Source organism: Helicobacter sp. 11S03491-1 (assembly GCF_002272835.1).
Lineage (GTDB): Bacteria > Campylobacterota > Campylobacteria > Campylobacterales > Helicobacteraceae > Helicobacter_J.
In genome coordinates, this window is the sequence record NZ_MLAO01000009.1 from 19,287 (window position 1) to 45,962 (window position 26,676).

At 32.9% G+C, this 26,676-nt stretch carries 26 protein-coding genes; 7 read left to right on the plus strand and 19 right to left on the minus strand.

From position 1 onward, the window contains the following. Positions 1-28: 28 nt before the first annotated feature. From BKH45_RS06640 to BKH45_RS06700, 13 genes are all read right to left on the minus strand, one after another. On the minus strand, positions 29-892 hold the full coding sequence (locus BKH45_RS06640; protein ID WP_095274704.1) for an ATP-binding cassette domain-containing protein: 864 nt from the start codon (positions 890-892) through the stop codon (positions 29-31). Further along, a complete protein-coding gene (gene modB, locus BKH45_RS06645; RefSeq protein ID WP_095274750.1) occupies positions 889-1,569 on the minus strand; it encodes a molybdate ABC transporter permease subunit in 681 nt (226 codons plus the stop codon). Before modB ends, BKH45_RS06640 begins: the two co-directional genes overlap by 4 nt. Next, complete coding sequence (locus BKH45_RS06650; RefSeq protein WP_095274705.1) at positions 1,565-1,957, minus strand: TOBE domain-containing protein; 393 nt, start codon at positions 1,955-1,957, stop codon at positions 1,565-1,567. The genes modB and BKH45_RS06650 overlap by 5 nt, the downstream gene beginning before the upstream one ends. Further along, positions 1,950-2,687: a molybdate ABC transporter substrate-binding protein gene (modA, locus tag BKH45_RS06655; protein ID WP_257874513.1), complete on the minus strand. Its 738-nt coding sequence runs from the start codon at positions 2,685-2,687 to the stop codon at positions 1,950-1,952. The genes BKH45_RS06650 and modA overlap by 8 nt, the downstream gene beginning before the upstream one ends. Positions 2,688-2,740: 53 nt before the next feature. After that, positions 2,741-3,118, minus strand: coding sequence for a LysR family transcriptional regulator (locus BKH45_RS06660; RefSeq protein WP_095274706.1), 378 nt, complete (start codon positions 3,116-3,118; stop codon positions 2,741-2,743). 2 nt (positions 3,119-3,120) lie between these two features. Beyond that, positions 3,121-5,730 carry an HD domain-containing phosphohydrolase gene (locus BKH45_RS06665; RefSeq protein ID WP_095274707.1) on the minus strand — a complete coding sequence of 870 codons (2,610 nt, stop codon included), beginning with the start codon at positions 5,728-5,730 and terminating at the stop codon, positions 3,121-3,123. Positions 5,731-5,850: 120 nt separating this feature from the next. Further along, positions 5,851-7,059 (minus strand): HAMP domain-containing protein, encoded by a 1,209-nt coding sequence (locus BKH45_RS06670; protein WP_095274708.1) that lies wholly within the window; start codon positions 7,057-7,059, stop codon positions 5,851-5,853. Continuing rightward, the gene (locus BKH45_RS06675) at positions 7,050-7,718 is read right to left on the minus strand and encodes a response regulator transcription factor (protein ID WP_095274709.1); all 669 of its coding nucleotides are present in this window, start codon (positions 7,716-7,718) and stop codon (positions 7,050-7,052) included. Before BKH45_RS06675 ends, BKH45_RS06670 begins: the two co-directional genes overlap by 10 nt. A gap of 11 nt (positions 7,719-7,729) precedes the next feature. Next, on the minus strand, positions 7,730-8,107 hold the full coding sequence (locus BKH45_RS06680; RefSeq protein ID WP_095274710.1) for a hypothetical protein: 378 nt from the start codon (positions 8,105-8,107) through the stop codon (positions 7,730-7,732). A 60-nt stretch (positions 8,108-8,167) separates the two neighbouring features. Next, complete coding sequence (locus BKH45_RS06685) at positions 8,168-8,860, minus strand: TrkA family potassium uptake protein (protein ID WP_095274711.1); 693 nt, start codon at positions 8,858-8,860, stop codon at positions 8,168-8,170. Then, positions 8,857-10,206, minus strand: coding sequence for a potassium transporter TrkG (locus BKH45_RS06690; RefSeq protein ID WP_095274712.1), 1,350 nt, complete (start codon positions 10,204-10,206; stop codon positions 8,857-8,859). Before BKH45_RS06690 ends, BKH45_RS06685 begins: the two co-directional genes overlap by 4 nt. Before the next feature lie 8 nt (positions 10,207-10,214). Continuing rightward, complete coding sequence (locus tag BKH45_RS06695) at positions 10,215-11,228, minus strand: NADH:flavin oxidoreductase/NADH oxidase (protein WP_095274713.1); 1,014 nt, start codon at positions 11,226-11,228, stop codon at positions 10,215-10,217. Between the two features lie 3 nt (positions 11,229-11,231). After that, complete coding sequence (locus BKH45_RS06700; RefSeq protein WP_257874514.1) at positions 11,232-11,438, minus strand: hypothetical protein; 207 nt, start codon at positions 11,436-11,438, stop codon at positions 11,232-11,234. Positions 11,439-11,557: 119 nt separating this feature from the next. Between BKH45_RS06700 and thrC the strand changes: the two genes are divergently transcribed. The 4 genes from thrC to BKH45_RS06715 all read left to right on the plus strand — a co-directional run bounded on the left by thrC (position 11,558) and on the right by BKH45_RS06715 (position 17,356). Next, positions 11,558-13,018: a threonine synthase gene (gene thrC, locus BKH45_RS06705; RefSeq protein WP_095274715.1), complete on the plus strand. Its 1,461-nt coding sequence runs from the start codon at positions 11,558-11,560 to the stop codon at positions 13,016-13,018. A gap of 29 nt (positions 13,019-13,047) precedes the next feature. Further along, positions 13,048-14,247 (plus strand): restriction endonuclease subunit S, encoded by a 1,200-nt coding sequence (locus BKH45_RS06710; protein ID WP_095274716.1) that lies wholly within the window; start codon positions 13,048-13,050, stop codon positions 14,245-14,247. Positions 14,248-14,309: 62 nt separating this feature from the next. Continuing rightward, positions 14,310-14,639, plus strand: coding sequence for a hypothetical protein (locus tag BKH45_RS09075; protein ID WP_257874515.1), 330 nt, complete (start codon positions 14,310-14,312; stop codon positions 14,637-14,639). Continuing rightward, positions 14,606-17,356, plus strand: coding sequence for a type I restriction endonuclease subunit R (locus BKH45_RS06715; RefSeq protein WP_257874516.1), 2,751 nt, complete (start codon positions 14,606-14,608; stop codon positions 17,354-17,356). The genes BKH45_RS09075 and BKH45_RS06715 overlap by 34 nt, the downstream gene beginning before the upstream one ends. A 52-nt stretch (positions 17,357-17,408) precedes the next feature. Here BKH45_RS06715 and BKH45_RS06720 read toward each other — a convergent pair whose 3' ends face one another. The 4 genes from BKH45_RS06720 to petA all read right to left on the minus strand — a co-directional run bounded on the left by BKH45_RS06720 (position 17,409) and on the right by petA (position 21,883). Beyond that, entirely contained in the window at positions 17,409-18,974 is a 1,566-nt protein-coding gene (locus BKH45_RS06720) for a type I restriction-modification system subunit M (RefSeq protein WP_095274717.1), read from the minus strand. A 305-nt stretch (positions 18,975-19,279) separates the two neighbouring features. Beyond that, positions 19,280-20,137, minus strand: a complete 858-nt coding sequence (locus tag BKH45_RS06725) for a c-type cytochrome (protein ID WP_095274718.1) — start codon at positions 20,135-20,137, stop codon at positions 19,280-19,282. Then, positions 20,134-21,369 (minus strand): cytochrome bc complex cytochrome b subunit, encoded by a 1,236-nt coding sequence (locus BKH45_RS06730; protein ID WP_095274719.1) that lies wholly within the window; start codon positions 21,367-21,369, stop codon positions 20,134-20,136. The genes BKH45_RS06725 and BKH45_RS06730 overlap by 4 nt, the downstream gene beginning before the upstream one ends. Positions 21,370-21,379: 10 nt before the next feature. After that, positions 21,380-21,883, minus strand: a complete 504-nt coding sequence (gene petA, locus BKH45_RS06735; protein ID WP_095274720.1) for a ubiquinol-cytochrome c reductase iron-sulfur subunit — start codon at positions 21,881-21,883, stop codon at positions 21,380-21,382. Positions 21,884-22,185: 302 nt separating this feature from the next. Between petA and BKH45_RS06740 the strand changes: the two genes are divergently transcribed. Both BKH45_RS06740 and BKH45_RS06745 read left to right on the plus strand, forming a co-directional pair. Beyond that, entirely contained in the window at positions 22,186-22,971 is a 786-nt protein-coding gene (locus BKH45_RS06740; RefSeq protein WP_095274721.1) for an NAD+ synthase, read from the plus strand. Between the two features lie 51 nt (positions 22,972-23,022). Then, positions 23,023-23,925 (plus strand): tetraacyldisaccharide 4'-kinase, encoded by a 903-nt coding sequence (locus BKH45_RS06745; protein WP_095274722.1) that lies wholly within the window; start codon positions 23,023-23,025, stop codon positions 23,923-23,925. On the opposite strand, the gene BKH45_RS06750 is transcribed toward BKH45_RS06745, so the two are convergent. Next, on the minus strand, positions 23,922-24,560 hold the full coding sequence (locus BKH45_RS06750; protein WP_095274723.1) for an ATP-binding cassette domain-containing protein: 639 nt from the start codon (positions 24,558-24,560) through the stop codon (positions 23,922-23,924). The two genes, BKH45_RS06745 and BKH45_RS06750, sit on opposite strands and share 4 nt — an antisense overlap. Positions 24,561-24,569: 9 nt before the next feature. Continuing rightward, positions 24,570-25,889 (minus strand): apolipoprotein N-acyltransferase, encoded by a 1,320-nt coding sequence (locus BKH45_RS06755; protein WP_095274724.1) that lies wholly within the window; start codon positions 25,887-25,889, stop codon positions 24,570-24,572. Positions 25,890-26,009: 120 nt separating this feature from the next. Between BKH45_RS06755 and BKH45_RS06760 the strand changes: the two genes are divergently transcribed. Beyond that, entirely contained in the window at positions 26,010-26,675 is a 666-nt protein-coding gene (locus BKH45_RS06760; RefSeq protein ID WP_095274725.1) for a CvpA family protein, read from the plus strand. Position 26,676: the final 1 nt, after the last annotated feature.

The window sequence follows — 26,676 nt, forward strand, 5'->3', positions numbered from 1 at the left end:
CACAATTCAAGCAAAATTTGTGCCAATTTTATAACATAACAAGAGAAGGGTTAAAAGCCTTTGTTATAACTCCTACGCAATCGCCTACTTTAAACTTTTTGGCTTCATCACCGGAAAGAATAACTCTAATAATAGCATGATGAATTAAAACATCTGCAATACAAACAATAGAACTTTTAGTGATTTTAAGTATTTCTCCACTTATTTGAATTCTTCCACTCAAATGCTTATTTACAAATACTTCATCAGGCGTGCCAATTTTACTTATTTTGCCATTTTCTATACAAATAACACGATCAGAAAGCCTAAAAACTTCTCCCAAATCATGGCTAACTAAAAAACTACTTACTCCAAAATGTTTGCTTAAATTTTTTAATTCAACCTGAAGTTTCAATCGTAACTCCCCATCAATAGCGCTTAAGGGTTCATCTAAAAGCAAAATATCCGGAGAACTTGCCAATGCCCTAGCTATAGCTACCCTTTGAGCTTGCCCACCGGAAAGCATAGAAATCTTTTTTTGGCAAAAAGGCTCTAATTCCATTAAAGAAATAATTTTATCAACATCTGCTTGGTTATTTTTGCCAAAAGTAATGTTTTTATAGACATTCAAATGAGGAAAAAGAGCATAATCTTGAAAAACAAAACCGATTTTTCTTTTTTGCACATCCAGGTTGATATTTTTTTCAGAATCAAAATAAACTTTATCTCCAACAATTATTTTGCCCTTATTGGGAGTCTCAAGCCCGGATAAAATACGTAAAATTGTTGTTTTGCCCACTCCTGATTTGCCAAATATAGAAATAAATTCCCCCATAGGAAAACAAGCCTGAACCCTCAAAACAAATTCCCCCTGAGTGCCATAAAGTTTCTTTTCAAAATCAAGCACAATCATAAAATCCCTTTATTATTCATCTTTTTGTGAATAAAAAGCACTATAAAAAGTAATGTAAAGCTAATAATACAAAGAGTGAGGGCATACTGATTGGCAAGAGTATAATTGGTCGCTTCTGATTGAGTATAAATAGCAATGCTTGCCACTCTTGTCTCTCCCGGTATATCCCCCCCTATCATCATAACCATACCAAATTCCCCTACTGTATGAGCAAAAGTCGTAACTATTGCCATCAAAATACTCGCTCTAATATTAGGTAAAAGCACGAATAATAACGTATAAACCTTGCCCTTTCCTAATGTTTGACTCGCTTCTTTTAAAGAAGGCGGGAGAGAAATAAGGGCATTTTTAAGAGGATTGATCATAAAAGGAAAAGAAAAAATCACACTCCCAAATACCAGTCCCCAAAAATTAAAAACCAGCTTGATCCCTAAATAATTTTGCAAAAAAGCACCTAGCCCATAGTTTGGCGAAAAGGCCAGTAATAAATAAAATCCCAAAACCGTTGGAGGGAGGATTAAAGGCATCCATGTCAAAGTCTCTAACAAAACTCTTAAAATCCCTTTCCCAAAAGCCAAATAATTCCCCACAATAACTCCAACAGGCAGTAAAATAATCGTAGTAATCAAGGCTAAACCAAAGGTTAAACGCATAGTTTCGAAAAATTCTGCATCAATCATATTCAAGCATCACTTCTGAAGATTTTACAAACCACTGAAAAACCTTATTTTTCTCTATACCAAGCTCTTTGCATGCTTCTAAAGAAATCAAAGAGGCAATCTCTAACCCCTCAAACTCAAAAATAATTCTAGCAATAGCCTGCCCCATCTCTATTCTCAAAACTTTTGAAACAAAACGATTTCTAGCGCTTATTTTAAAATATTCTTTATCACAAACCATCACTTCAGTTTCTTTAAAAATAGCTTGCGCTCTACTTCCCTCTTTTAATTGATGGTTCCCTTCTAAAAGCATTGCACTCAAAAAATGTTCTCTAAACTCTAAGCGCACAAACGCAATCCCTTCATCATATAAAATCTTTTTAATTATGCAGGGAATTTTATTCATTCACAATATAACCATATTTTTCAAATATTTTTTTTGCTTTGGGACTTAAGATAAAATCTTTAAATTCTTTGGCCAGGGTATTATTCTTGCCATAATTTGTCAAAACTAATGCTTGATTGATTGGAGCATAAAGAGATTTATCAACTATATAATAACTGACTTTTTTATCTGCCTTATCAATGAGAGAAAAAGCGCCAAAACCCAATTCTGCGCTTCTTGTTGCGACAAATTGATGGGCTTGGGAAATAGAAGTGGCATTGATAAGTTTAAAAGCGAGTGTTTTATCAAGATTGATTTTTTCCAGGACTTCTTGAGCTGCCCTTCCATAGGGGGCTAATTTTGGGTTCGGGATAGCAACATGCTTGATATTTGGACTTGTAAGAATCTCTAGAGATGTTATTTTAATTTCCGGATTTGCACTCCAAAGCACAAGCACTCCTTGTGCGTATATTTGTTCTTTTTGAGGGGCTTTGCCTTGTGCATAAAGTTTTTGAGGAAATTCTTCATCGGCAGAAACGAACAAATCAATAGGAGCTCCTTGTATGATCTGCGTGTAAGCCTTGCCCGATGAAGAATAACTTATTTGAAGCTTATCATTTGCATGGCTAGAGGAAAACTCTTTTTGTAATTCGTTTAAGACGTACCGGAGATTTGCAGCAGCAGCAATATTAGCCTCTCTACCCAATAATATCCCCCCTATCAAACACAATATCCATAATAATTTTTTCACAACTTATTCCTTTTTGTTTTATTCATTATATAATATTTTATATAACGAATAAATTAATTAAAAAGTTTTGCTTCCAAAAAGGCGATATTTTTTTCTAATTCATCTAAATTTTGTGAATCCCCAAGTAAATCTTCTAATCCATAAAGCATTTTTTCAAGTTTTTTAAAAACTACAATAGCTTTTTCACCCTGTGGGGTAACGATAGTTCCCCCACCCCCTTTACCACCACTTATGCTCTCTACTATATTTCCCTGAATAAGATGATTCATGCTATCAATACTATCCCATGCTGCTTTATAACTCATTTTCATTGTCTTTGCCGCTTTTGAAATAGAACCGCTCGCTTTGATATGCTCAAGCAACTCTACTCTGCCTTTACCTAAAAAATTTTTATTCTCTTCTTTGATCCAAAAGCGCAAACAAATATCCATTTTTAATCCTTATATTTATTGCTGATGGCTAAAAATTCATCCATATGTCCTAAAAGCAAATCAACCAATTCAGGTTGAAATTGCTTGCCTTTGAGATTCTTGATATATTCAATGACTTCAGGAAGTGGCCAAGCTTTTTTATAACATCTATCATTACTAATGGCATCAAATACATCTACAACAGCTGTAATTCTACCAAAAAGAGGTATAACATCACCTTTAATATTCTTAGGGTAGCCTCCTCCTGCCCACCATTCATGATGACTCCCTGCAATTTGAGAAGCAGTTTCCAGAATCAAACGATTAGAACCCTTAAGCATATTTTCTCCAATGGTCGTGTGAGTCTTCATTATTTCAAATTCTTCAGGAGTAAGTTTGCCCGGTTTATTCAAAATCAAATCAGGGATTCCTATTTTTCCTATATCATGCATCGGAGAAGCAATTTCTATTAATTTTTGTTCTTCTGGGGTGCAACCATAAAGTTTGGCAAGCAATTTAGAATATTTTGCCACTCTTTTGATATGATTGCCTGTTTCTCTACTTTTGCCCTCACAAATTGTTCCCATAGCAACGATAATATCTCTTTGGACACTTTCGATTTCTTTTTGAAATTCAATAATTTTAGTAATATCATTCCCTACTGCCATGATCTCAATAGGATTTCCTTCAAGATTACGGATATAAACCCCTACACTATTGATATAAAAATGCGTTTTATCTGCTCTATTGTGTTCAATAATGCCCTTATAGATACCTTTTTCATTCAGCGCTTTGCCAATTTTCAAGAATTGCTCACTCTGGGCTTTGGTCAAAAACTCATAAATATTTCTCCCTATAATATCTTCTAATTTAAATCCGGAAATCTCCAAAAATGTATCATTAGCATAAATAAAATTACGATTCAAATCCAACCTAAAAAGGCTTTGATTTTTATCTATTAAATCTTCATATTGCTTTAAAAGATATTGCTTTTCTTCTTCTGAATATTGCAAAAATTTCACATCTTTTTCAAGCTTTCTTTGCCTCATTTCCTCATCAGTCCTATCAACCTCACCAACTATATAAGAAGTAACCTGATGATCTTTGTCAAAAATAGCCTTAATAAAAGCATTTACATAATAAATACTTCCATCAGATTTTATATGGCTCATTTTTCCACTCCAAACACCATATTTCTGGAGTGTAGGCACAACCTCATTAATTGTATATTGAGCCATTTCTTCATCCAAAAATTCCAAAGCACTCCTACCTATTGCTTGTTCTCTGGTCCAACCTGAAACTTTACATATCCTATCATTCACATAAGTAATATTCAAATCCTTATCAGTTTCAAGATGTTGGGTAGCCTCAATCAAAAGATCACGATAACTTTTAAGCGAAGTGGTCGTAGCATCAAGTTCTCTGGAAGTAACTTCCAGCAAATGTGTTACAGCATTTAAAATAACAGATTCTTTACTCCAAACCAAATCCAAATACTTTTCTTTAGGTTTGAGATCAAATTTTTCTTCACTCAAAATAATACGTGTATTTGTGAGGTTCAAAATCACATTTGAATGATTGAAATGATAAACCTCGCCAAAAGTGAAAAATCCGCATGCCGTATTAATATCTGTAAAAATACTCAAAAGCTGATTGATCCCTTCTGTTCCCAAAAATAGTATTCTGCCAATACAAGAATACATATAAATTGCTTGGGGTCTTCTGGGACGATTTAGATCTTCTTCAAAAAGATCTTTTTTTACATTACCAAGCAGACCAAAAGAAAATTTTACATGACTGCCCTCAGGAATTTCACCTAAATAAGCAATGCTCCCATCATCATTGATTTTATCCAAAACCCTGCCTATCAAATTCCCTTCCCTATCTTCAAAAACAAAAGGAAAATCCCAGCCTTCTTTTTCGAGGTTATTGGCAATACTATCTCCTAAATATTGACGATAAATTTCTTTAATAGGGGTATTGTTGATTTCATAAATAATATTTTTATGTGATTTTGTAACTTTGAGATCTAAACCAATAGCACGCCAACCAAAAATATGGCTATTTTGCACATTTAAAGTATCTGAATCAATCGTAGCGCAGACAATTCCATTGGTATAAATGCCCTTGGTATTACCAATTAACGTCCGCACTGCATGCATATCACTCCCGCTGGCTTTTCCCCCACACACAATCAAATTAGGGGCTAATTGATAAATCTCATTCAAAAATTTTTCGCCTGAAATACTAAAATATTCAATAAAAACAACTAAAAGTTTCGTTCTTGGAGTGATAAAGTTTTTGAAGAGTTCATGAGCCATTTGAGACTCATCTAAATGACTTGAAAAGTAGCTTGTTTTCACTTCAGAATGCAAAAAACATGAAATTCCCAGACAAATCTGATTTTCGGATACTTTAGATTCAGCAATTTGATAAGAACACGAAGCAAGCAATATTTCACATCCGGGAAGTTGCTCATTAAGAAGATCAACCAAATATTGGGACAATTCCTTACCAAAAGAACCAAAAATTTGAATAAAATACTTCTCTTGTCCGCCTGCTTTGATTTGATAACTTTCCAGCTCATTTTGCAATTGAATTTTGTTTTTGAAAATAATATTTATTAATCGCAAATTTTTTCCTTCAGCGTTGAAATCTCAGGATCTTATTTAAAAATTACTTTTAAATACTATAATATTTATTATCAAAATATACTTAAATCAAAACTCTTATTGGGTGTTTGATTGACAAAACTAAAAACAAATTCTAAAAATATGATAACCTTCCTCATAATTGTATTCCAAGCCATAAGCATGTAAAGATAAAATTTCATTTACAATCGAAAGTCCTAATCCATGACCACTAATAGCGTTGTGAGAAATATCCCTGCAAAAAGGCTCTAAATAATAACTGATTTGATGCTCTAGGGCTTCCCCTTTATTTTTGATAACAATTTTATTTGCAATACACTCAATAAATATCTGATTATCTGCTGTGTATTTCAATGCATTTTCTAAAAGATTTTTGACTGCTACAGACAATAATCTCAAGTCGCCTTTTATGGTAAAATTTTTACCAAAATTGATATGGATTCTATCCTCCTCGTCTCCAAAACTTCCCAAAGCCTCAAATACCAAAGTCTCACTCAAAAATTCCTCATTGGCAATAACAATATTGCCACTATTGACACGCTCAAATTCAAGCATATTATCTGAAATCTTTTGCATATCCCTTACGTAGCCTTCGAGTTTCCTTAATTCTTTGGTTTTATCTTTTTTCAAAGCCAAAATAAGCTTCATTTTTGCCAAGGGAGTCTTAAGCTCATGACCAATATTTCTAAGAATAAGCTCTCGACTTTTAAGCATTTTAAAAATCTTATCTCCCATAAAATTAAACGCTCTAATCAAATCTCCAATTTCATCTTTGCGAGTTGTAGTAAGACTTGAATCGTATTTTCCTTTTGCAAATTCTTTAATGGCGCAACTAAGCTTATTGAGTGGATTCAATAAAGTAAAAGAGATCAGATAAAGAACAGTTAAAATAAGCATAATGGGAAGAAAAAATACTTTTAATCGATTCTCTTCCCAAAAATCTGATTCTATATTTTTTACCACGATAAAATTATCTCCAAAATAATTAATACCAAAACCTATTTTTTGCCCTGTACGAAATATTTCTACACCCAACATATCATCATTTTTTGTTTCAATCACCTTGTAGTATCGGGGCATTAAAAATAAACGCGTGTAACCAAATTTTTTGACTGCAAGCAAAACAGCGCTCAAATTCCCTGTAGTATAATTAGGCAAAATACTTTGGATAAAAAGCATTGTTTCATTTTTTGCTCGTTCGGTTTGCTTCTCTACAATAATTTTATCTGTTTGATACCACAAACTAATCACAAATAAAAATGCCATTCCAAAAAGAATGCTAAATTTTACACGAAGACTTCTTATAGACAAAATTTATACCCTATCCCCCAGACAGACTGAATAAACTTGGGTTCTTTGGCATTATCATTTAATTTTGCTCTCAGATTCCTTACGTGCGTGTCAATACTCCGCAATAAGCTATCTTCATGAATAGCATTGATAGTATTGGCAATCGCTTCTCTTGAGATAGGATGGAGTCTATTTTCTATAAGAAATGTCAGGATATCAAATTCTGTATTTGTCAAATCCAATACCTGATTATTCAGTCTGGCTTCTCTTTTTTGAATATTAATCATCAAGTTATCAAATGCCATTTCTTTAGGTTTAAACCTTCTTAACATGGCATTAATTCTGGCAATCAATTCAGCAGGCTCATAAGGTTTTGCCAAATAATCATCCGCACCTTTTTCAAATCCTTGAATCTTATTGTAAATATCTCCTCTGGCTGTAGAGATAATAATAGGGACTTGAGAAATATTTCTGATTTTTTTGCAAAGCTCAAACCCATCCATTTCAGGCAATGTAAGATCTAGTATTATTAAATCAATACCACCTTGAAATTCTCTTAACAATTCCAATGCATGAGTGGGCATATCTGTTGCCAGCACATCAAATTTTGCCTGTTCTAAATAAGTTTTTATCAAACATTGCATTTCTATATCATCTTCAATCAATAAAAGTTTGCCCATTTTTACTCCTTTTAATCATCTTCTCCAAATTCATTGGCTATTTTATCCCTTTGTTCTTTAGTAAGTATAGAATGAAGATCTTTTAAAAATCTTAAATCTATTTCTATTTTCTTTCTGTGAATTGATTTGAGTTTATATCTTATTTGATCAATATCCAGTTCATTTTCAGAAAAAATTTTCATCACTAAAGCATCTGTTTTTCCATTATTTTTCCACCATTGCTTGAGTTCATGGTGATATTGCTTAAAAAGACTTTTAACAGCTTTTTCTTGATCATCATTTAACCCCACTTCTTTAAGCTCTTGATGAAGCTCGTTTAAATCTCTCCAGCTATCTGCAAAAATAAAAACCGGGAGAAGTAGCATCAAACAAAATAATATCTTCTTCATTGTATCCCTTAGAGATATTTATTTTAAGATTATAGTCTCTAAGGTTGGAGTTTTTGTCAATTATTGAACAATTTCAGATTTTTTTGTATAAAAATCTAGAGCTTCGTTATCACCTATAAAAACCACAAAATCATCATTAGAAATCTCAAAATATGGATCAATATCCATACTCCATTCGTCATTGTGTTTTAAAGCAATGATTTTTATTCTACTCAAATAACGATTATCTTTTTGATTTTTTTCTACATTTTTATCTTGAATTTCTTTAAGGGTCTTTTTCCCAAATGTTTCTCCGGCAATCATTTTACACATTTTTAAATTTTCACTGATAATTGTTACTTCTGCCCTTGAGTTAATCATTTCTGTAAGCAAATGATTAGCAGCTTCTCTTTCAGGATAAATAACCTTATCTGCGCCAATTTTTGAAAGTATCTGACCATGAGTTTTACTAACTGCCTTAGCAACTACAAATTTATTACCCAATTCTTTTAGAGCCATTACGGTTAATATTGAGGCTTCAATATTTTCCCCAATACTTACAATCACCACATCCAATTCACTTATACCCGCCTCTTGCAATGCAGACTTATCCGTGGAATCTAACACATACAAATCTTCAATATCTTCTTGCAAATCTCTAAAATTTTCGCGTGTATTATCGCATGCAATAACATTCTCACCTTGTTCAACAAGCCCTTTTGCCATATAAGAACCAAATTTTCCCAATCCAATGACTGCATATATTTTTTTCATAACATAATCCTTTCTTCGACAAGCTCAACCCGACTAGGCTTAGATCGCCCAAACAAAGCCAATGAAAAAGCCAAAATTCCAATTTTTCCGGAAATCATCACAATCATCATCATGGATTTGCCAAAATCATTAAAATTTGCACTCAGACTCAAGACGCCTCCATTGCCTGTAGAAACCCCGGTAGTTGCAAAAGCCGAACTCACTTCAAACATAATAGGCAAATACCTCACTTCAGGCTCAGCAATCGCCAAAATTAAATTTGTCCCCAAAACATAAATACAAGCAATCAAGAAAATAACAATTGCTTTACGTATGACATCCTCGCTGATTGCCCGATGAAAAAGCCTGGGTTGTGAATTTGTCAATATAGAACGACAAAATGCAAGCAAAACAGCAACCGTGGTGATTTTGATACCCGCAGCAGTCCCACCGGGTGCTCCCCCAACAATCATCAATAATGTAGAAAAAAACATACTTGAATCATACAATCCACTCAAATCATAAGTGGCAAAACCTGCCGTGCGATAATTTACCGAAGTAAAAAATGCTCCTAATATTTTTTCATAAAGTGTAAAATTTTGAAATGTATGGGGATTTTTCCATTCGAGAATCAAAAGCATTATCATCCCTGATAATATTAAAATCAAAGTTCCTGAAAGCACGATTTTAAGATGTAAAGATAAGCGATTTTTTGAGGATTTTTGGGAATAAAATTTTTGATACGTAAAAAAATGCAATTGAGCGATGCTTACATAACCCAATCCTCCAATAATAATCAGCAAACAAACAACAATATTAATTAAAAAATCTTTTCTAAAACCCGTTAAATTCGTAGAAAATGTCGAAAATCCCGCATTATTAAAAGCAGAAATTGAATGAAAAACACCATGCCAAATTCCCTCAGCCAAACCAAAACGCATAGAAAAATCAATACTTAAGATTACCGCTCCAATCCCTTCAATAATAACTACATAAATAAAAATCTTTTTGATAAAGCCCGTTAATCCTTCATAAGAATAATAATTCAAAGCCTCCTTGAGCATGTTTCTCTCTGCATTGTTTAGATTTTTATGGAAAAATACATAAAGCAACCCCAACATACTCATATAGCCAAACCCACCTAATTGAATCAATGCTAAAATAATCCCTTGCCCTAAGGGAGTAAAATCAAGTGCTGTATCTTTGACGATGAGTCCTGTGCACGTAAATGCAGAAATAGAGGTAAAAAATGCGTCTAAAAATTTTATTTTGCCATGATGGGCAAATGGCATTGTTAGCAATAATGCGCCCATAAGAGCAATCCCTATATAACTAAAAAGTAGGAATTTAATACTTTTTAGATGCATTTTGTTCCTTAAAGATACCTTGCTCTCTCATATTGCTTTGGCAAACTCACATTTTGATTCAATTCAAGCCCGGCGCCAATTGGCCAATAAGGATTTTTTAATAATTCTCTAGCCAAGAATATGCCATCAACCACACCTGACTCAATTAACTTATTAGCCATCTTGGGTTGGGTAATCATGCCTCCACCAATACAAGGAATATTAAGTTTTTCACGCAAAATTCTTGCACATTCTATTTGATAACCCGCATAAGTCTTGATCGCAGCCTCCACAATCCCCCCACTACTGACATCAAGGACATCAAAAAGATGCTTGATAGGATCTAATAACCTAACAAAATCATCCACATCATTTCCCTCCGGATGATAATCTCTTGCTGAGATTCTAAGCAATAAAGGAAATTCTTTGGGCAAAACAGATCTTAGCGCCTCAAGAATTTCTTTTAAAAATTTTTTTCTATCTTTGCCATACTCATCAGTGCGTTTATTGCTCAATGGAGAGAGAAATTCACTGATAAGATACCCATGTGCCCCATGTATTTCAATACCATCAAATCCTGCTTTCAAGGCACGAATACCTGCTTGTTTAAAATCTTGTATAACCTTTTGAATATCTTCTTGGGTCATCTCCTTTGGCAATGGAGATTTCTCAGAAAAGCCAATTGCTGAGGGAGCAAGAATTTCTGCCACATCACATTCGCACTTTCTACCGGCATGCCCTAATTGCAAAACCATTTTTGCCCCATAAGCATGACAAGCATCAACAACTGACTTTAGCCCTTCAATATGTTCATCACTCCAAATCCCCAAATCTTGAGGAGAGATTCTGCTATCTTTTGAAACTGCGTTCGCTTCTATGATAATCAACCCTACTTGCCCAATAGCCCGGGTGAGATAATGGGTGTAATGCCATGAGTTTATTTTGCCATCTGTGGCGCTATATTGGTCCATTGGAGCCATTACAATTCTATTTTTGATTTCAAGATTGTTAATTTTCCAACTTGAAAAAAGTGTGTTTTTCATTTTCTACTCCTGATTTTTGATGTAAAATCCTTTTTCATTATAAGTGATGTCAAATTTTTCCCCACTTTTTAAATCAATCAAATAACATTGTTCAATTGTCTCTGCTAAGACCCTCTCAACAGGAATTTGACGCAATCTTTGATATACTTCATCTATATCTTCGCACAAAGCTGAAAAACCAAACATCATAAGCTTATATTGAAAATCCATTATTCCCTCGTTGCTTATTTATAAAAATAATTAATGCCAAATACTCTACCATAAAAATACTATATTTGCTAAAATCACAATATTGCAATCTTGTTTGTAAATCTTACAAAAGGATATTTATGAATATTTTTACACAAACACGTATTAATGATTGTGTCTGCGACAAAAAAGTAGATTTTGAGGAAGTCATTTTGAATCCCGGTACATCTTCCCGGGGTCTTTACACATTAGAAAATATCCCTTCAGTTGATTTTGCTTCAATAATCAATTATGATTATTTAGAACTTACAAAATATATTTTTCGCGCCCTCAATATTGATCCGGAATCAAATACTTTAGAAGAAGCACTCCAATGTTACAAAAAATTTGATAATCCCCTAAACCCCGCTCCTTTAGTAAAAATCAAAGAAAATCTCTATGCCCAAGAACTCTATCATGGACCTACAAGAGCCTTTAAAGATATGGCACTCCAACCATTTGGAGTAATTTTTTCTAAACTTGCAAATAAAAAACACAAAAAATACCTCATACTTACAGCCACAAGTGGGGATACAGGTCCTGCTACGCTAGAAAGCTTTGCCAATAGGGATAATATTTTTGTTGTCTGTCTTTACCCAAAAGGAGGGACAAGCGATGTCCAAGCCCTTCAAATGACAACCCAAAATGCCAAAAACTTAAAAATATTAGGTATTGAAGGCAACTTTGATGATGCTCAAAGCACCCTAAAATCACTTTTAAATGATGAGGGATTTAAAAATACTTTAGAAAAAAAACAGATTTATCTATCAGCGGCTAATTCTGTTAATTTTGGACGGATCGCATTTCAAATTATTTATCATATATGGGGTTATCTCAATCTGGTTAAAAATAATCAAATCAATTTTGGAGAGGAAATTTTTATCGTCATTCCCAGTGGGAATTTTGGGAATGCTTTGGGAGCATTTTATGCTAAGATGATGGGATTGCCTATCAAGAAAATTATCGTTGCTTCTAATCCAAATGATATTCTAACTCAATTTATTCATACAGGTATTTATAATATCCAAAATAAAGCGCTTATCAAAAGCCTATCCCCGGCAATGGATATTTTAAGAAGCTCCAATATAGAGAGAGTTTTATTTGCTTTATTTGGCGCAAAACGCACCACGGAGTGGATGAATAATCTGGAAAATACATCTTGTTATAAACTTACTCCCCATGAACACAGCTTATTGCAATCGTATTTTTTAGCAACTTCTTGTGATGATAAAGAATGCCTCCAAACCATCAAAGAAACTTTTAACATAGGTTATTTATCAGATCCTCACACAGCCACCGGTATAAAAGCAGCCCAAGAATTATGCCATCAAACACCTGCGATTATTTGTTCTACGGCAGAGTGGAGTAAATTTGCCCCCACAGTAGCCAAAGCTATCTTGGGCAAAAATCTTTGCGATAAAGAGGCAATTGAACTTTTAAATCAACAAGCCCATATTCAAATCCATTCTTCTATAAATGATCTGTTTTCCAAACCCATTATCCACACACAAACTTTGGACAAAGATGAAATCAAATCAAGCATTTTAGACTGGCTAAAATAAACCAAAATAAAACACTTTTAAGGAAACAAATGAAAGAAACACAAGAATTACTACAAATAATCACTAACGGGGAGGGGGTAGAGTTTAAGAGCTTGGGGGAAATTTTAAAATTTGAACAACCAACAAAATATATTGTAAAATCTACCAATTATGATAATAGTTTTGAAACTCCTGTTCTCACAGCAGGGAAAAGCTTTATTTTAGGATATACCAATGAAATACAAGGAATATGCAATGCAAATAAACAAAATCCTATCATAATTTTTGATGACTTTACAACATCGTTTCACTGGGTTGATTTTCCTTTTAAAATAAAATCTTCTGCTGCTAAAATTTTAAGAATAAATCATAAAAATATAAATTTCAAATTTGTATTTCATTCAATGAAGTGCATAAAATTTATACCACAAGAACATTCAAGACACTGGATTTCTATATACTCTCAATTCCAAATCCCCATCCCTCCTTTGGAAGTGCAACAAGAGATTGTTAGGATATTGGATAAATTCACGGAATTACAAGCAGAATTACAAGCAGAATTACAAGCAAGAAAAAAGCAATATGAATACTACAGAGAAAAGCTTTTAGATATAAAAATACTCAATCAATCAGCAAATAATATGGGGGGGGGGGGGGGGGGGTTTAAGAGCTTGGGGGAAATTTTTGATATTAAAAATGGATATACACCTTCAAAATCAAACAAAGAATTTTGGGAAAATGGGAGCATTCCTTGGTTTAGAATGGAGGATATTCGTAAAAATGGTAGAATCTTAAAAAATTCTATCCAACACATAACACCCCAAGCCATAAAAAACAATAAAATTTTTCCAAAAGATTCTATTATTATGGCAACAAGTGCAACAATTGGTGAACACGCCCTCATACAAGTTGATTTCTTAGCAAATCAACGATTTATCTGCTTGAGCAAAAAAGTGGGTTCTTCTTTGCAAATAGATATGAAATATATTTATTATTATGGCTTTATTCTGGGGAAATGGTGTAGAGATAATATTGATGTTTCCAGTTTTGCTTCCGTGGATATAAAAAAATTCAAACAAAAGCAAATCCCCATCCCTCCTTTGGAAGTGCAACAATATATTATCGATACATTGGATAGATTTGACGATTTGACAAATGATTCAAACAAAGGATTGAGAGCTGAAATCACTGCCAGGCATAAACAATATGAATACTACAGAGAAAAATTACTTTCTTTTAAAAAAAGATAAAAAATTATAAACTATAATTTTGAATACAATAAAAATATCCAAAGGAATTATAAGGAATTATGATGATAAATGATTTGATTTCACAAAATCCTAACAGCACCATTATCGGCAACTATGAACGAGTACAAAGAAAAAATAAAGGTTATCAAACCGAAGCAGAACTTGAAGAAAAACTCCTACAAGATTTAGAAAAACAAGGCTATCAAAGGATTACTATCAAGTCTTTAAAAGAGCTAAAGCCCAATCTCAAAAAACAGCTAGAAAAACTAAATGATATTACATTCAGCCAAAATGAATGGGAAACATTCTATACAAATATCTTAACAAATCCACAAAAACCCGTGAAGACAAAACAGAAATGTTGCAAACACAAATGCATACAGAGCTATTAATCAGAGATGATGGGAGTATAAAAAATATCAAACTCATTGATAGGAAAGATATTTTTAAGAATTCTTTACAAGTAATTTCTCAGCTGGAAAACAACGAAGGCGAATACAAAAATCGCTATGATATAACCATTCTGGTCAATGGCTTGCCATTGGTGCATATTGAGTTGAAAAAAAGAGGGATAGATTTAAAAGAAACTTTTAATCAAATCGATCGTTACAGTAGAGAGAGTTTTTGGGCGGGAGATGGATTGTTTGAATTTGTGCAAATTTTTGTCATCAGCAATGGTACAATAACAAAATATTATGCCAACTCTACGCGCTATAAATCAGGCGACTTAAAAAATTTAAATAATCATTTTGCTTTTTGTATTCATTTTTCAGACTTTCAAAACAATGCCATTGAAGAGCTTGAAGATTTTACAAAAACATTTTTTGCAAAAAACACCCTATTGAATATCCTCACAAAATTTTGTGTATTCAATACTAACAAAGAACTCCTGGTAATGCGTCCTTATCAAATCGCAGCAACTGAATCTATCATTTATAGAATAATCCTAGCCCACAATGAAAAACTTTATGGAAAAACAGAAGCAGGCGGATATATATGGCATAGCACAGGAAGCGGCAAGACTCTAACTTCTTTCAAAACTGCCCTGCTGGCTTGCGATCTTGAATTCATCAAAAAAGTCATTTTTGTAGTGGATAGAAAAGACTTGGATTATCAAACCATGCGCGAATACGATTCATTCCAAAAAGGTTCTGCCAACGCAACCGCAAGCACTGATGAACTCAAAAAACTAATAGAATCTGATAATAACGATGAAAAAATCATCATCACAACCATTCAAAAACTCTCGAAATTTGTAAGTAAATATAGCAATTCTGATGTTTTCAATAAAGAAATAGTATTTATTTTTGATGAATGCCATAGGAGTCAATTTGGCAGTATGCATGAACGAATCAAGAAAAAATTTAAAAAATATTATATTTTTGGTTTCACCGGAACACCCATACTTAAAGAAAATGCTGCTAAAAACTACACTACAATAAAAACAAAAAATCCATCCGGACAAATCGAAGAAAATGCTGTTATAAAAACTACAGATGTTGTCTTTGGCAAGGAACTACACACTTACACAATTTTAAATGCTATTAGAGATGGTAATGTCTTGCCATTCAGATATGAACATACATCAACAATGAAAGAGCAAAAAAATATTTCTGATGAAAAAGTACAAAATATCCAAAAAGAATCTGCCCTATTACACAAAGATAGAATTGCTAAAATCGTAAGTTATATCCTAGAGCATTTTGACCAAAAAACAAAGCGAAAAAATCACTACAATCTCAACAACAAAAAGATATCAGGTTTCAATTCTATTTTTGCTACTGCCAGCGTAGAATTTGCCAAAGCATATTATCTTGAATTCAAAAAACAATTAGCAGGGAATGAAAATGGCATCAAAATAGGTATCATCTACTCTTATGCACCCAATGAAGATATAGGTGATGAAATAGACCCGGGAGCAGAAACTCAAGATTCCAAAAACTTTCTAGAATCAGCGATCCAAGACTACAACGGAATATTTAAAAGCAATTTTTCTTTAAATAACTTTAATGATTATTATAAAGATGTTTCTTTAAAACTTAAAAATAAAGAATTGGATTTGTTAATCGTGGTGAATATGTTTTTAACAGGATTTGACTCCAAAACCCTCAATACATTATGGGTGGATAAAAACTTGCAACATCACGGACTTTTACAGAGTTTTTCACGTACCAATAGGATACTCAATGATGTCAAAACTTTTGGCAATATTGTGAGTTTTAGAAACCTGGAACAAGCCATGAATGCTAGCTTAAAGTTGTTTGGACATGAGGAAACTAAAAATATCGTTTTATTAAGAACATTTGATGAATACCTCAAAGGCTATAATGAAAACAATATCCATCAAGTTGGATATAACGAACTTGTAACCAAATTAGAAAAAAAATTTAATATAAAGAATTTCCCTCTTACAACCGATGAAGAAAAAAAGGAATTTATCCAATGTTTTGGTCAATTGCTCAAATTAAAAAATATCTTAGATGTTTTTAATGAATTTAAAGAACACAATATTTTAGATGAATCTCTAGAGCAAGACTATCAAAGCCAATATGTTAAGCTATACAAACAAATACGAAATACCAAAGAAAAAGTCACTATTGAAGATGATATTAGTTTTGAAATAGAACTCATCAAACAAGTAGAAGTCAATGTAGATTATATTTTATTTTTATTAGAAAAATATTATAAAAACAAAGAAAAAGACTCTAAAAAAAGTATCTTACGTCTAGTTGATTCCAGCATTACCTTATACAACAAAAAAGATTTGATACGTTCATTTTTAGAAGAAATCGATAAAAAACAAGATGAAGATTTTGATCAACTCTTTGAAGCCTATATAAAAGAAAAACAAGAAAATGAACTCCAAAAGATTATAAAAGATGAAAATCTCAATGAAGAGAAAACAAAAAAATTCTTACAAAATGCCTTTGAAACCAATAAGTTTCAAGACTTAGGTATAGGCATAAATAGCGTACTTCCAAAATTTCCACTACTTGTTCCCAAAGAAATACAAAAACAAAATATTCAAAAAAGAAAAGACATCATCTCAAAGCTCAAAGATTTCTTTGAAAGGTTTAACGACATAAGAAAAAAATCTCCTGCAAATTAAGAGATTTCAGGTTTGGCTAACTTGTTTGATTGATTTTAATCTTCAAGCTAATTTAGGAAATTTTTTCTAATTCCATCACAATAGAATCTATCTGTATCCTTAATTCTGACTGCCTTTTTACGATTTCTTCTATCTCTTTATTGAGAGATTTAATATCAACTTTTTGACGTGTATCTTCAGACTCTATATAACTTGAAACGCTTAAATTATAGTTATTTGCCTTGATTTCCCCTTTATCTGCTAATGAGCAAAGATAATCTATATTTTCGCGTTTCTTATAGAGACTCAAAATATTTTGTATGTTTTCTTCAGTGAGCATATTTTTGTTTGTAACCTTAATATATTCCTTAGAAGCGTTGATAAAAAGGGTATTATTATCTTGCTTATTTTTACGCAATACCATTATACAAACAGCAATAGACGTACCAAAAAAGAGATTATCACTCAATGAAATAATACAATCAACATAATTATTATCCACCAAATAACCCCTAATTTTCTCTTCTGCACCTCTACGATGCAGCACACCCGGAAAACAGACAATCGCTGCACTTCCCTTCTCTGAAAGCCAAGAAAGTATATGCATCACAAATGCCAAATCTGCCTTAGAAGTAGGAGCCAAAACCCCTGCCCTACTAAAACGATCATCATTAATCAATATTGGATTATTTTTGCCTTCCCATTTTTTGGAATAAGGAGGATTACTAACGATAGCATCAAAAGGTTCTTCATTTTTATGTTTTTCACAAGGATTTACCAATGTATCCCCGTGTGCGATATGAAATTTTTCATATCCAACATTATGCAAAAACATATTCATTCTCGCTAAATTATAAGTAGTGATATTTTCTTCTTGACCAAAATAGCCCAACTTCGGATCTTGTTTTAGAGATTTTTTGTATTGCAATAACAATGAACCTGACCCACAAGCAGGATCATAGACTTTGTTTGGAATTCCCTTATTACTCAAAGTAATTTCTACTAAAAGCCTGCTGACTTCTTGAGGAGTAAAAAACTCGCCACCACTTCTGCCTGCATTGCTCGCATACATCATCATCAAAAACTCATAAGCATCCCCAAAGGCATCGATTTTATTGTTGCTATAATCAAGTTCTAACGCATTGATGGATTCCATAATCTTTAGCAACTTTTTATTGCGTTCAATATTGCTATTACCAAGCTTAGCTGAATTTACATCGATATCTTTATCTTTGAAAAGATCTTTAAAGTTATCTTCGCTCGCTTTGCCTTTACAAGAATTTTCAATATTATCAAATGCTTCTTTGAGTCTCATATTAAGATTTTCTAATTTAGAGTGATCTTCTCGGATTTCTTTTAAAATATTTTCAAATAAATCCTCAGGAGAGATAAAAAAACCTTTGTCATCAATGATGTCATCCTCATAACTCTTAATTTGTTCATACTCTATCTTTGAGTAATCTTCAACATCCGGAAATTCTTCTTTGATATAAGTTTTCAAATTCTCACAAATAAATCGATAAAACAAAAAACCCAAAACATAAGTCTTAAAGTCCCAACCATCAACACTCCCACGCAAATCCTCTGCAATTTTCCAAATTGCTCTATGTAGTTTTGCTCTCTGCTGCACACTTTCCATAAAATGCCTTTAATATATTTAATTTTAAAATTATATCAAAATTATAATGTCAAAAAATCTCTCATAAATTAAATTACTTACTTAAAAAAATTTGAAAAATATTTATTTCAAAAAATATCTTATTGCTCGGATTTATTATTTTAGTTTAATGATAATCATTTATCTCTATAAATATTTTAAATAAAAACTTTTTAAGCTGATAATTTTGTTTGTGTTTATATGAAGAAATAATCTTAAATACAAAGACTTATATAAAGAGAGTTAATCCCGGCTAAAAATAGCCGGGATTTTTGATGCAGATAGGCTTAATGCAAATCTTTCCAAATTCTTCTTTTCCATGCATAAGCAAGTAATGCCATCACTACAAAAAATATCATAATCTTGATACCCAGCCCATCTCTTTGAGCTTTTTTGCTATCGCCTATTTTTTGCAAATAATTAATAATTTGCTTCTCTGCTTTTTGGTCTAACCCAACTCTTGGCATTGAAGTTCCCGGAAGGAGTTTTTGAGGATCATTAATAAAAATACTCAAAGTATGTTCCCCTCTACTTCTAATCATCATAGATAGATCAGGCGCTTTTGCTCCTAAATATTTTTCCAAATCACTCTCGGGAGTGAGGGCATAAGTTTTAGCATACTCTACGCTATGGCATCTCTGACAAGCTTGATCAAACACTTGCGCATCTGTAAGACTTTGAGGAGCTATCGAAACAAAATAAGCCACAATATTAGATATATCATCATTACTCATCCAATCATACCCCGGCATCGGATAAGGTGTATTCTCACCAAACTTATGAGAAAGCAAAGTTGCTTTAACAGGATTTTTAATAAAATTAGCCAAAAAATTATGATCAAATACAGCGCCTATATCAGATAAATCCGGGGGCACAACACCATAAGCACCGGCCGCACTGGCATTATCCATAGGAGCAGGAATATTTTGAGATTTAATCCCATGACAAGCTGTACAATTCTCCTCTACAAGCGTCTTACCTTTTGTAGCATCTCCTTTGGACAAATCAATTTTTTCCAAATCACTAAAAGTATAATCAGCCGGAGCCACCTTAGGGTGCATAATAGAATGCGCTAAAGGCTCTACACCCCAATAAATAATACCAATTACAACTATTAAAAGAATAAGTATTTTGAACTCTTTCATTGAGCACCTCCTTTTTTTCTCTCGACAATTGTAATAATAGGCAACACCACAAGAAATAATATCAAGAATGAAATAGAAGCCACAAACCCGACATAAATATTAGCCCCCTCAGGAGGTAGCTTTCCAAAAATTGTCAGCACGATCAAATCCAATATCATTAACCAAAACCAAATAAGAAAGGCAGGTCTCCTATGTGCGGGAGCTACTTTAGAACTTCTATCAAGCCAAGGCAAGAAAAAGAAAATCACTTGAGCAATTCCAAAGGCTATCAAACCCAAATCGGCACTAAAGAAAAATCCTCTTAAAACTTCATAACTCCATAAGAAATACCATTCAGGATAAATATGCGTAGGGGTTTTAAGGCTATTGGCGGGATCAAAATTAACCGGATCCATCGCAAAATCAAAATGATAACAAACCAGATAAAAGAAAAATATCATGAAAGCGCAAATTACAAAAATATCCTTTGAAAGAAATACCGGCCAAAATGGAATTACTTTTGATTCTTTCTTTTTGCCTTCAATGTATTTTTTCTCCTCTGCCTCAAAGTCAAAAACTTCTCCATCTTGATTATTAACATGAGGGATTCTAAGAGCATAAAAATGCACTACAATCAAAATCATAATGACCACCGGCAACAAAAATACATGGAGCATAAAAAATCTTGTCAAAGTCGCATCAGCCACGACATAATTACCTCGTACCCACTCAACAACATCATTTCCGATAAAAGGAATGCCTCCAAAAAGATTGGTAATAACTGTAGCAGCCCAATAACTCATTTGCCCCCAAGGCAACATATAACCGCTAAAAGCCTCTGCAGAGAAGACTACGAATAAAAGCATGCCGCTTACCCATATCATTTCCCTGCCTCTTTTGTAAGATCCATAGTAAATAGCTACAAACATATGGATATAGATAATTACAAATATCATACTTGCTGCGACTGCATGAATATGTCTCCATAACCAGCCATAGGCAACTTCTTGCATAATTGTATAATTTACACTATCAAAAGCCATCTTTGCATCCGGCTTATAATACATTAATAAAAAAATTCCCGAAACAACCAGCATTGTGAATAATGCAGTCAAAACCACACCCATTGCCCATAAAAAATTTATATTTTTAGGAATCCAATATTCAGTCATCAAAACTTTTGTCAGTTTTTTAACACCCAATCTCTGATCTAACCAATCAATCAATCCATCAGCTTTTCTTATCTCTGCCATTTTTTGCTCCTTATGCTTTGCCTATCATTTCTTGATATTGGCTACCTACTTCCCCAAATACAATCTTTGTTCCGTCAATTTTAAAAGGAGGAATATCAAAAGGTCTTGGCGGTGGAGTTCCGGGCACATTGATTCCATCAAGAGTGAATCTACCCCCATGGCAAGGACACAAAAATCCTTTTTCATCGGCATTAAAAATTGGGATACAACCTAAATGTGTGCAAATTTGAATCCCCACAGTAAAAACATCTCCATTGATCTTAAAATCTCTTTTGGGATTAAAACCCTCTGCTTTAGTTTTTTTGATAATATACACAGGCTTACCTCTCCATTCCACGGTAGAAAATTCACCTTCTGTCATACTCCCCACATCAGTAGTAGTAAAACCCGCTGAAACTACGCTTGGCAACGGATCCCATGTTTTCTTCATGGCAACTAGAGAAGCTATCGCACCAACGGCAGTCACCCCTCCTAGTGTCATTCCTAAAAAATCGCGTCTCTTTATCTCAGCCATCGCTTATTCTCCTTTAGTTTGAGTTGATTTTTATTGTAAATTAATGTAAAAAATCTAGTAATTGTAGTTCAATTAGACTTAAATATTTTTTATTTCACTTTTTGAAACTCTTATTTAAACCTCAAAATGTTTCAAACTGAAATATCAAGAGTATATTGACAAAGAAAAATATTTTATGAAAACTACGAAGACAAGAACCGGCAAAAGATTTTTATAGTTATATTTAAAGTATTTTTCTTTGTCAATTCTAACGAATATTTTTGGTAGAATTACATCAAAATTAATTTTATAGGAATAAATTTATGAATAATATCCCTCCTTTACCTCAAAATATTGTTAAATCACTGATTAATTTTTTATATCAGGAGTCTAAAAGCCGCGGTTTCAATAGAGTAATTTTAGGAGTAAGTGGTGGTTTAGATAGCGCTGTAGTCGCTGTTTTATGTAAAATGACCTTTGGCAATCATCTTCAAGCCCTTCTTATGCCTTCGATCACCTCATCAAAATCCAGTGTGACAGATGGAATAGCTTTATGCGAGCAATTTGATATTCCCTATCAAATACAATCAATCAATCCCTATGATGAAGCCTTCAGAATGAATCATAAAGATGCCAATCTTATCCGCAAGGGGAATTTTTGCACCCGTATTCGTATGGCTCTTTTATATGATCTTTCTCAAGAAATTCGCGCCCTTGTAGTAGGAACCAGCAATAAAAGTGAATTGATGTTGGGGTATGGCACTCTTTATGGGGATCTCGCTTATGCTATTAACCCCATTGGCAATCTATTCAAAACTCAAGTTTATGAACTTGCCAAAATACTCAATATTCCCAGACATATTATTGAGAAAAAACCAAGCGCTGATCTTTATGCAGGACAAAGCGATGAAGAAGAATTAGGTTATGGATATGAAAAAATTGACAGACTTCTTTTTGAAATTTGTAAAATTTATGATGATTTTTCGCAAATTGATGTCAAGAAACTCTATCAAATGGGCTATGATAAAGAAATGCTCAATATTATCGTTCCAAGAATCAAGAAAAATCTCTTCAAACATGCCCTCCCTACCATTTATGAAATAAAATAAAGTTTCATAAATGGGTTATTTTTTCCCAAAATATTTAAAAAGTTATTTTTAATGCGTTTTATAGATCAATATTTTTATAAACCGAATTTTTGGCAAAAAATTCTTGCATTAATTGTTTTGCCCATTTCTCTTTTATATTACATAGCTGCAACTATTAGACGCCATATAGGATTTCTCAAAGACTTTCATATCCCTATTATCAGTGTAGGCAATCTTGTTGCCGGAGGAAGCGGCAAGACTCCTTTCATCATCGAAATTGCAAAAGATTACCAAGATGTTGCCATTATTTCCAGAGGCTATAAAAGAAAATCCAAAGGATTGCTTATTGTCAGCCAAAAAGGCAAAATTCTTGTTTCGCAACAAGATGCCGGGGATGAAGCTTATCTGATTGCCAAAACACTCACCCATGCTACCATTATCGTGAGCAAAAAAAGAGTCCCCGCTATCAAAGAAGCTAAAAAACTAGGGTGTAAAATAATTTTACTTGATGATGGGTTTCGTTTTAATTTTAAAAAATTAAATATCTTATTAAAGCCTAAATTAGAGCCTTATTTCAAATTTTGCATTCCAAGTGGTATTTATCGCGAAAAGCCCTCTTTATACAAAAGTGCTGATATTCTGGCAACTGAAGGGATAGATTATCAACGCGAAGTAAAAATTATAAATCCAACACAAAGAATGCTTTTGGTTACTGCCATTGCCAATCCATCAAGACTGGATGAATATCTTCCTAATGTGATTGGCAAACTCACTTTTAGAGATCATTATGTCTTTGATATCAACTATCTGCAATCTCAAGCCATCAAACAAAAAGCCTCTTCTTTGCTTGTTACCCAAAAAGATGAAGTCAAACTTCAAGATTGTCCTATTCCTTTAAGCATTATGCAACTCAGACTCCAAATCAACCCCATTATCAAAAAAAAGATTTCTCACTACATTGAATCTTATGCTTAGAGCACATCCAATTTTGTATTTTCAAGGCGAAATGTTTGAGTGCATTTTTTGGCGATTTTCTCATCATGAGTAGCCAACACAAGAATACCCCCGCTCTTATCAACATATTCAAATATAATCTCCATCACATTTTGGGCTGTTTGTTTATCTAAATTTCCTGTAGGTTCATCAGCAAAGATAATCTTGGGTTTTTTGGTCAATACCCTAGCAATCGAGAGACGTTGTTGTTGCCCTCCACTAAGCTCTCCAATATTTTGATGAAGCACTTGAGCAATTCCTAAAGATTCTAACAAACTCTTATCAATAGGCTGCCCTGAAAGAATTGAAGCAACTTTTAAATTCTCATACCCATTAAACCCGCGAAATAAATAATGAGATTGAAAAATAATCCCTATTTGATAACGTCGAATTTCTAAAAGCTTGTTGGGAGAAAGTCCGTAAATATCCTCAAATTCCAGAAGACTAACTCTCCCGCTTATTGGCTTTAACATTGTAGAAAGATTATTTAATATCGTGGATTTTCCACTCCCGCTTACTCCCAAAATCGCTACAGATTCCCCGGATGAAACCTCAAAATTAAGATCTTCATATAACAATGTGTCAAAACGATGAGACATTTGAATTGCTTTTAACATTTTTTCCTTTCATAAAACAAGCTTATCTCCCAAAACTGAAGGTGAGAGAATATAAGAACTTGATTGATTGATACTATGAATTACAATGCTTTTATAAATTCTAGCATAGTATTTCACCAACATTCGTTGAAAAAATGGCTCAATACTTGGAACAAACCAACCATTATTGCTGATAAGAATCATATATTTTGGCTTATCTTGATACATAATTTTTGAAGTTCCTTCATAACAAATTGCACTTCGAAATACATCGCCCTTGATTTGAAAATTTTCGGGAATTTTCCCCTCACTTAAGCCATATTCTTTACCAAAAAATGCCTTATAAAGTGGTCTTGCCAAAAAATCAGGCAAAGGGATTTTTTCTCCAAAAGGAGCGAGTACAACTTTATCAATAAAACTAAAATCGCCATTTTCAAACAAATAAGTGCTATTGTAAATTTTTCCTTTTTCTTCACGCAACCCCCCTGTAACGATACTTATTTGGCTACTTAATTTTTCCAAAACTTCTTTTAGGATGCTTTTGTTCAAGACAATTGGAAATGCTGTTTCCGGCAAAACTACAATATCTTTGCCTTTTAAAATTGCTTGATCAATCAAATCAAAATTCTTATCAATAATTTTTTGAAAATTTTGAGATTGCCATTTTGAGTCTTGAGAAACGTGAGTTGTAGTAACTTCTACTTTTAAAGGCAAAGTTATCTCACCATTTATATGCCCCCAATCTATGCCAAAGAGTAAAAAGCAAACAGCAAATATTCTATAAAATCTCTTAAAATGAATCCACACACCCACACCCACAATAATACACAAGAAATGAAGTTTATCAACTCCAAAAATACTATAAGAAAAAAATGATTCTACTACCATCCAATCAAAACCAAAAGGGTGAATATAACTCATTATCATCAAAGTTATCATGCGATACAACCAAGAAGGAAACCACAATAAAAAATAAAAAATAATCCCATATCCAACGCCCACACCAACCATTATGATTGGAATCAAAAACTCCATTACAGAAAATCGGAAACTCAATCCTATCCAATAAAATAACCCCAAACCAACAAAAAATCCAAACCAAAAACCAATTTTTTTAGGGACACTAAACCATACCCATACACTCAAGAGAGCAAAAATACTATTAAAAACGAGTATTTCTTTTTGCCAATCTTGATAAAAAAATAAAATACTCCCATAAACAGGGATTAAAAAAATGGCTCCCAATATAAAAGCACTGACCAAATAAAGCCCTAATATCTTTGGGCGAACCCAGATTCTCCAAATACCATATGTTTGTGATTTTTCTATTTTATTTAAAATTCTATTCATGATTTTTCCGGATTTCCTTAATATCGTGAAATTTATTTGATTTAAAATTTTTATTTTTAGGTTATTTATTGTAGAATAATAGCTTTTTAAAGCTAAATTAATTGAATTGTAGAGTGAAAAATGGGCTATATAGACTTAATACTGACAGTAATCATCATCGTAATTGGATTAAGAGGTTTTTATAATGGTTTCATAAATGAAATTTCGGGCGTAATAGGGATTATCCTGGGTGTATTTTTTGCCTCAAGGTTTGCCGGCAGAATGGGGGATTGGTTTTCATCCGATGTATATAACTTTCATAGCCCATCAGTTGCAAGCTTGATTGGATTTGTTATTATTTTGGCTGTAATTTGGATAGCATTTTTGATTTTAGGCATCATTATTAGTAAATTTATTAAAATCAGCGATTTTGGTATTATTGACAAAACACTTGGATTTATCTTTTCATGTTGCAAAATATTCTTAATTATCGGTTTTATTCTTTATGGAATTTCTAACCTAAATTTTATGAAAGACTTCCAAAAATACATGAAACAAAATAGCAAGATTTATACGATAATGAACACAATTTCTTCTTCAATCATGAAACTTCAAATCGTGCAAGAAACAACCAATAATATTAAAAATACAACCCAACCTGCCGCTGATGCTGCAATAGAAAATCTGCAAAAAGCTGTGAATGAAGCCGGTCCAAATATTTCAGACACAATAAATAACTCACTTAAAGACATATCCAAAGATATTCCACCACAAACTCACGATAAGACAGATACACATAAGGAATAAT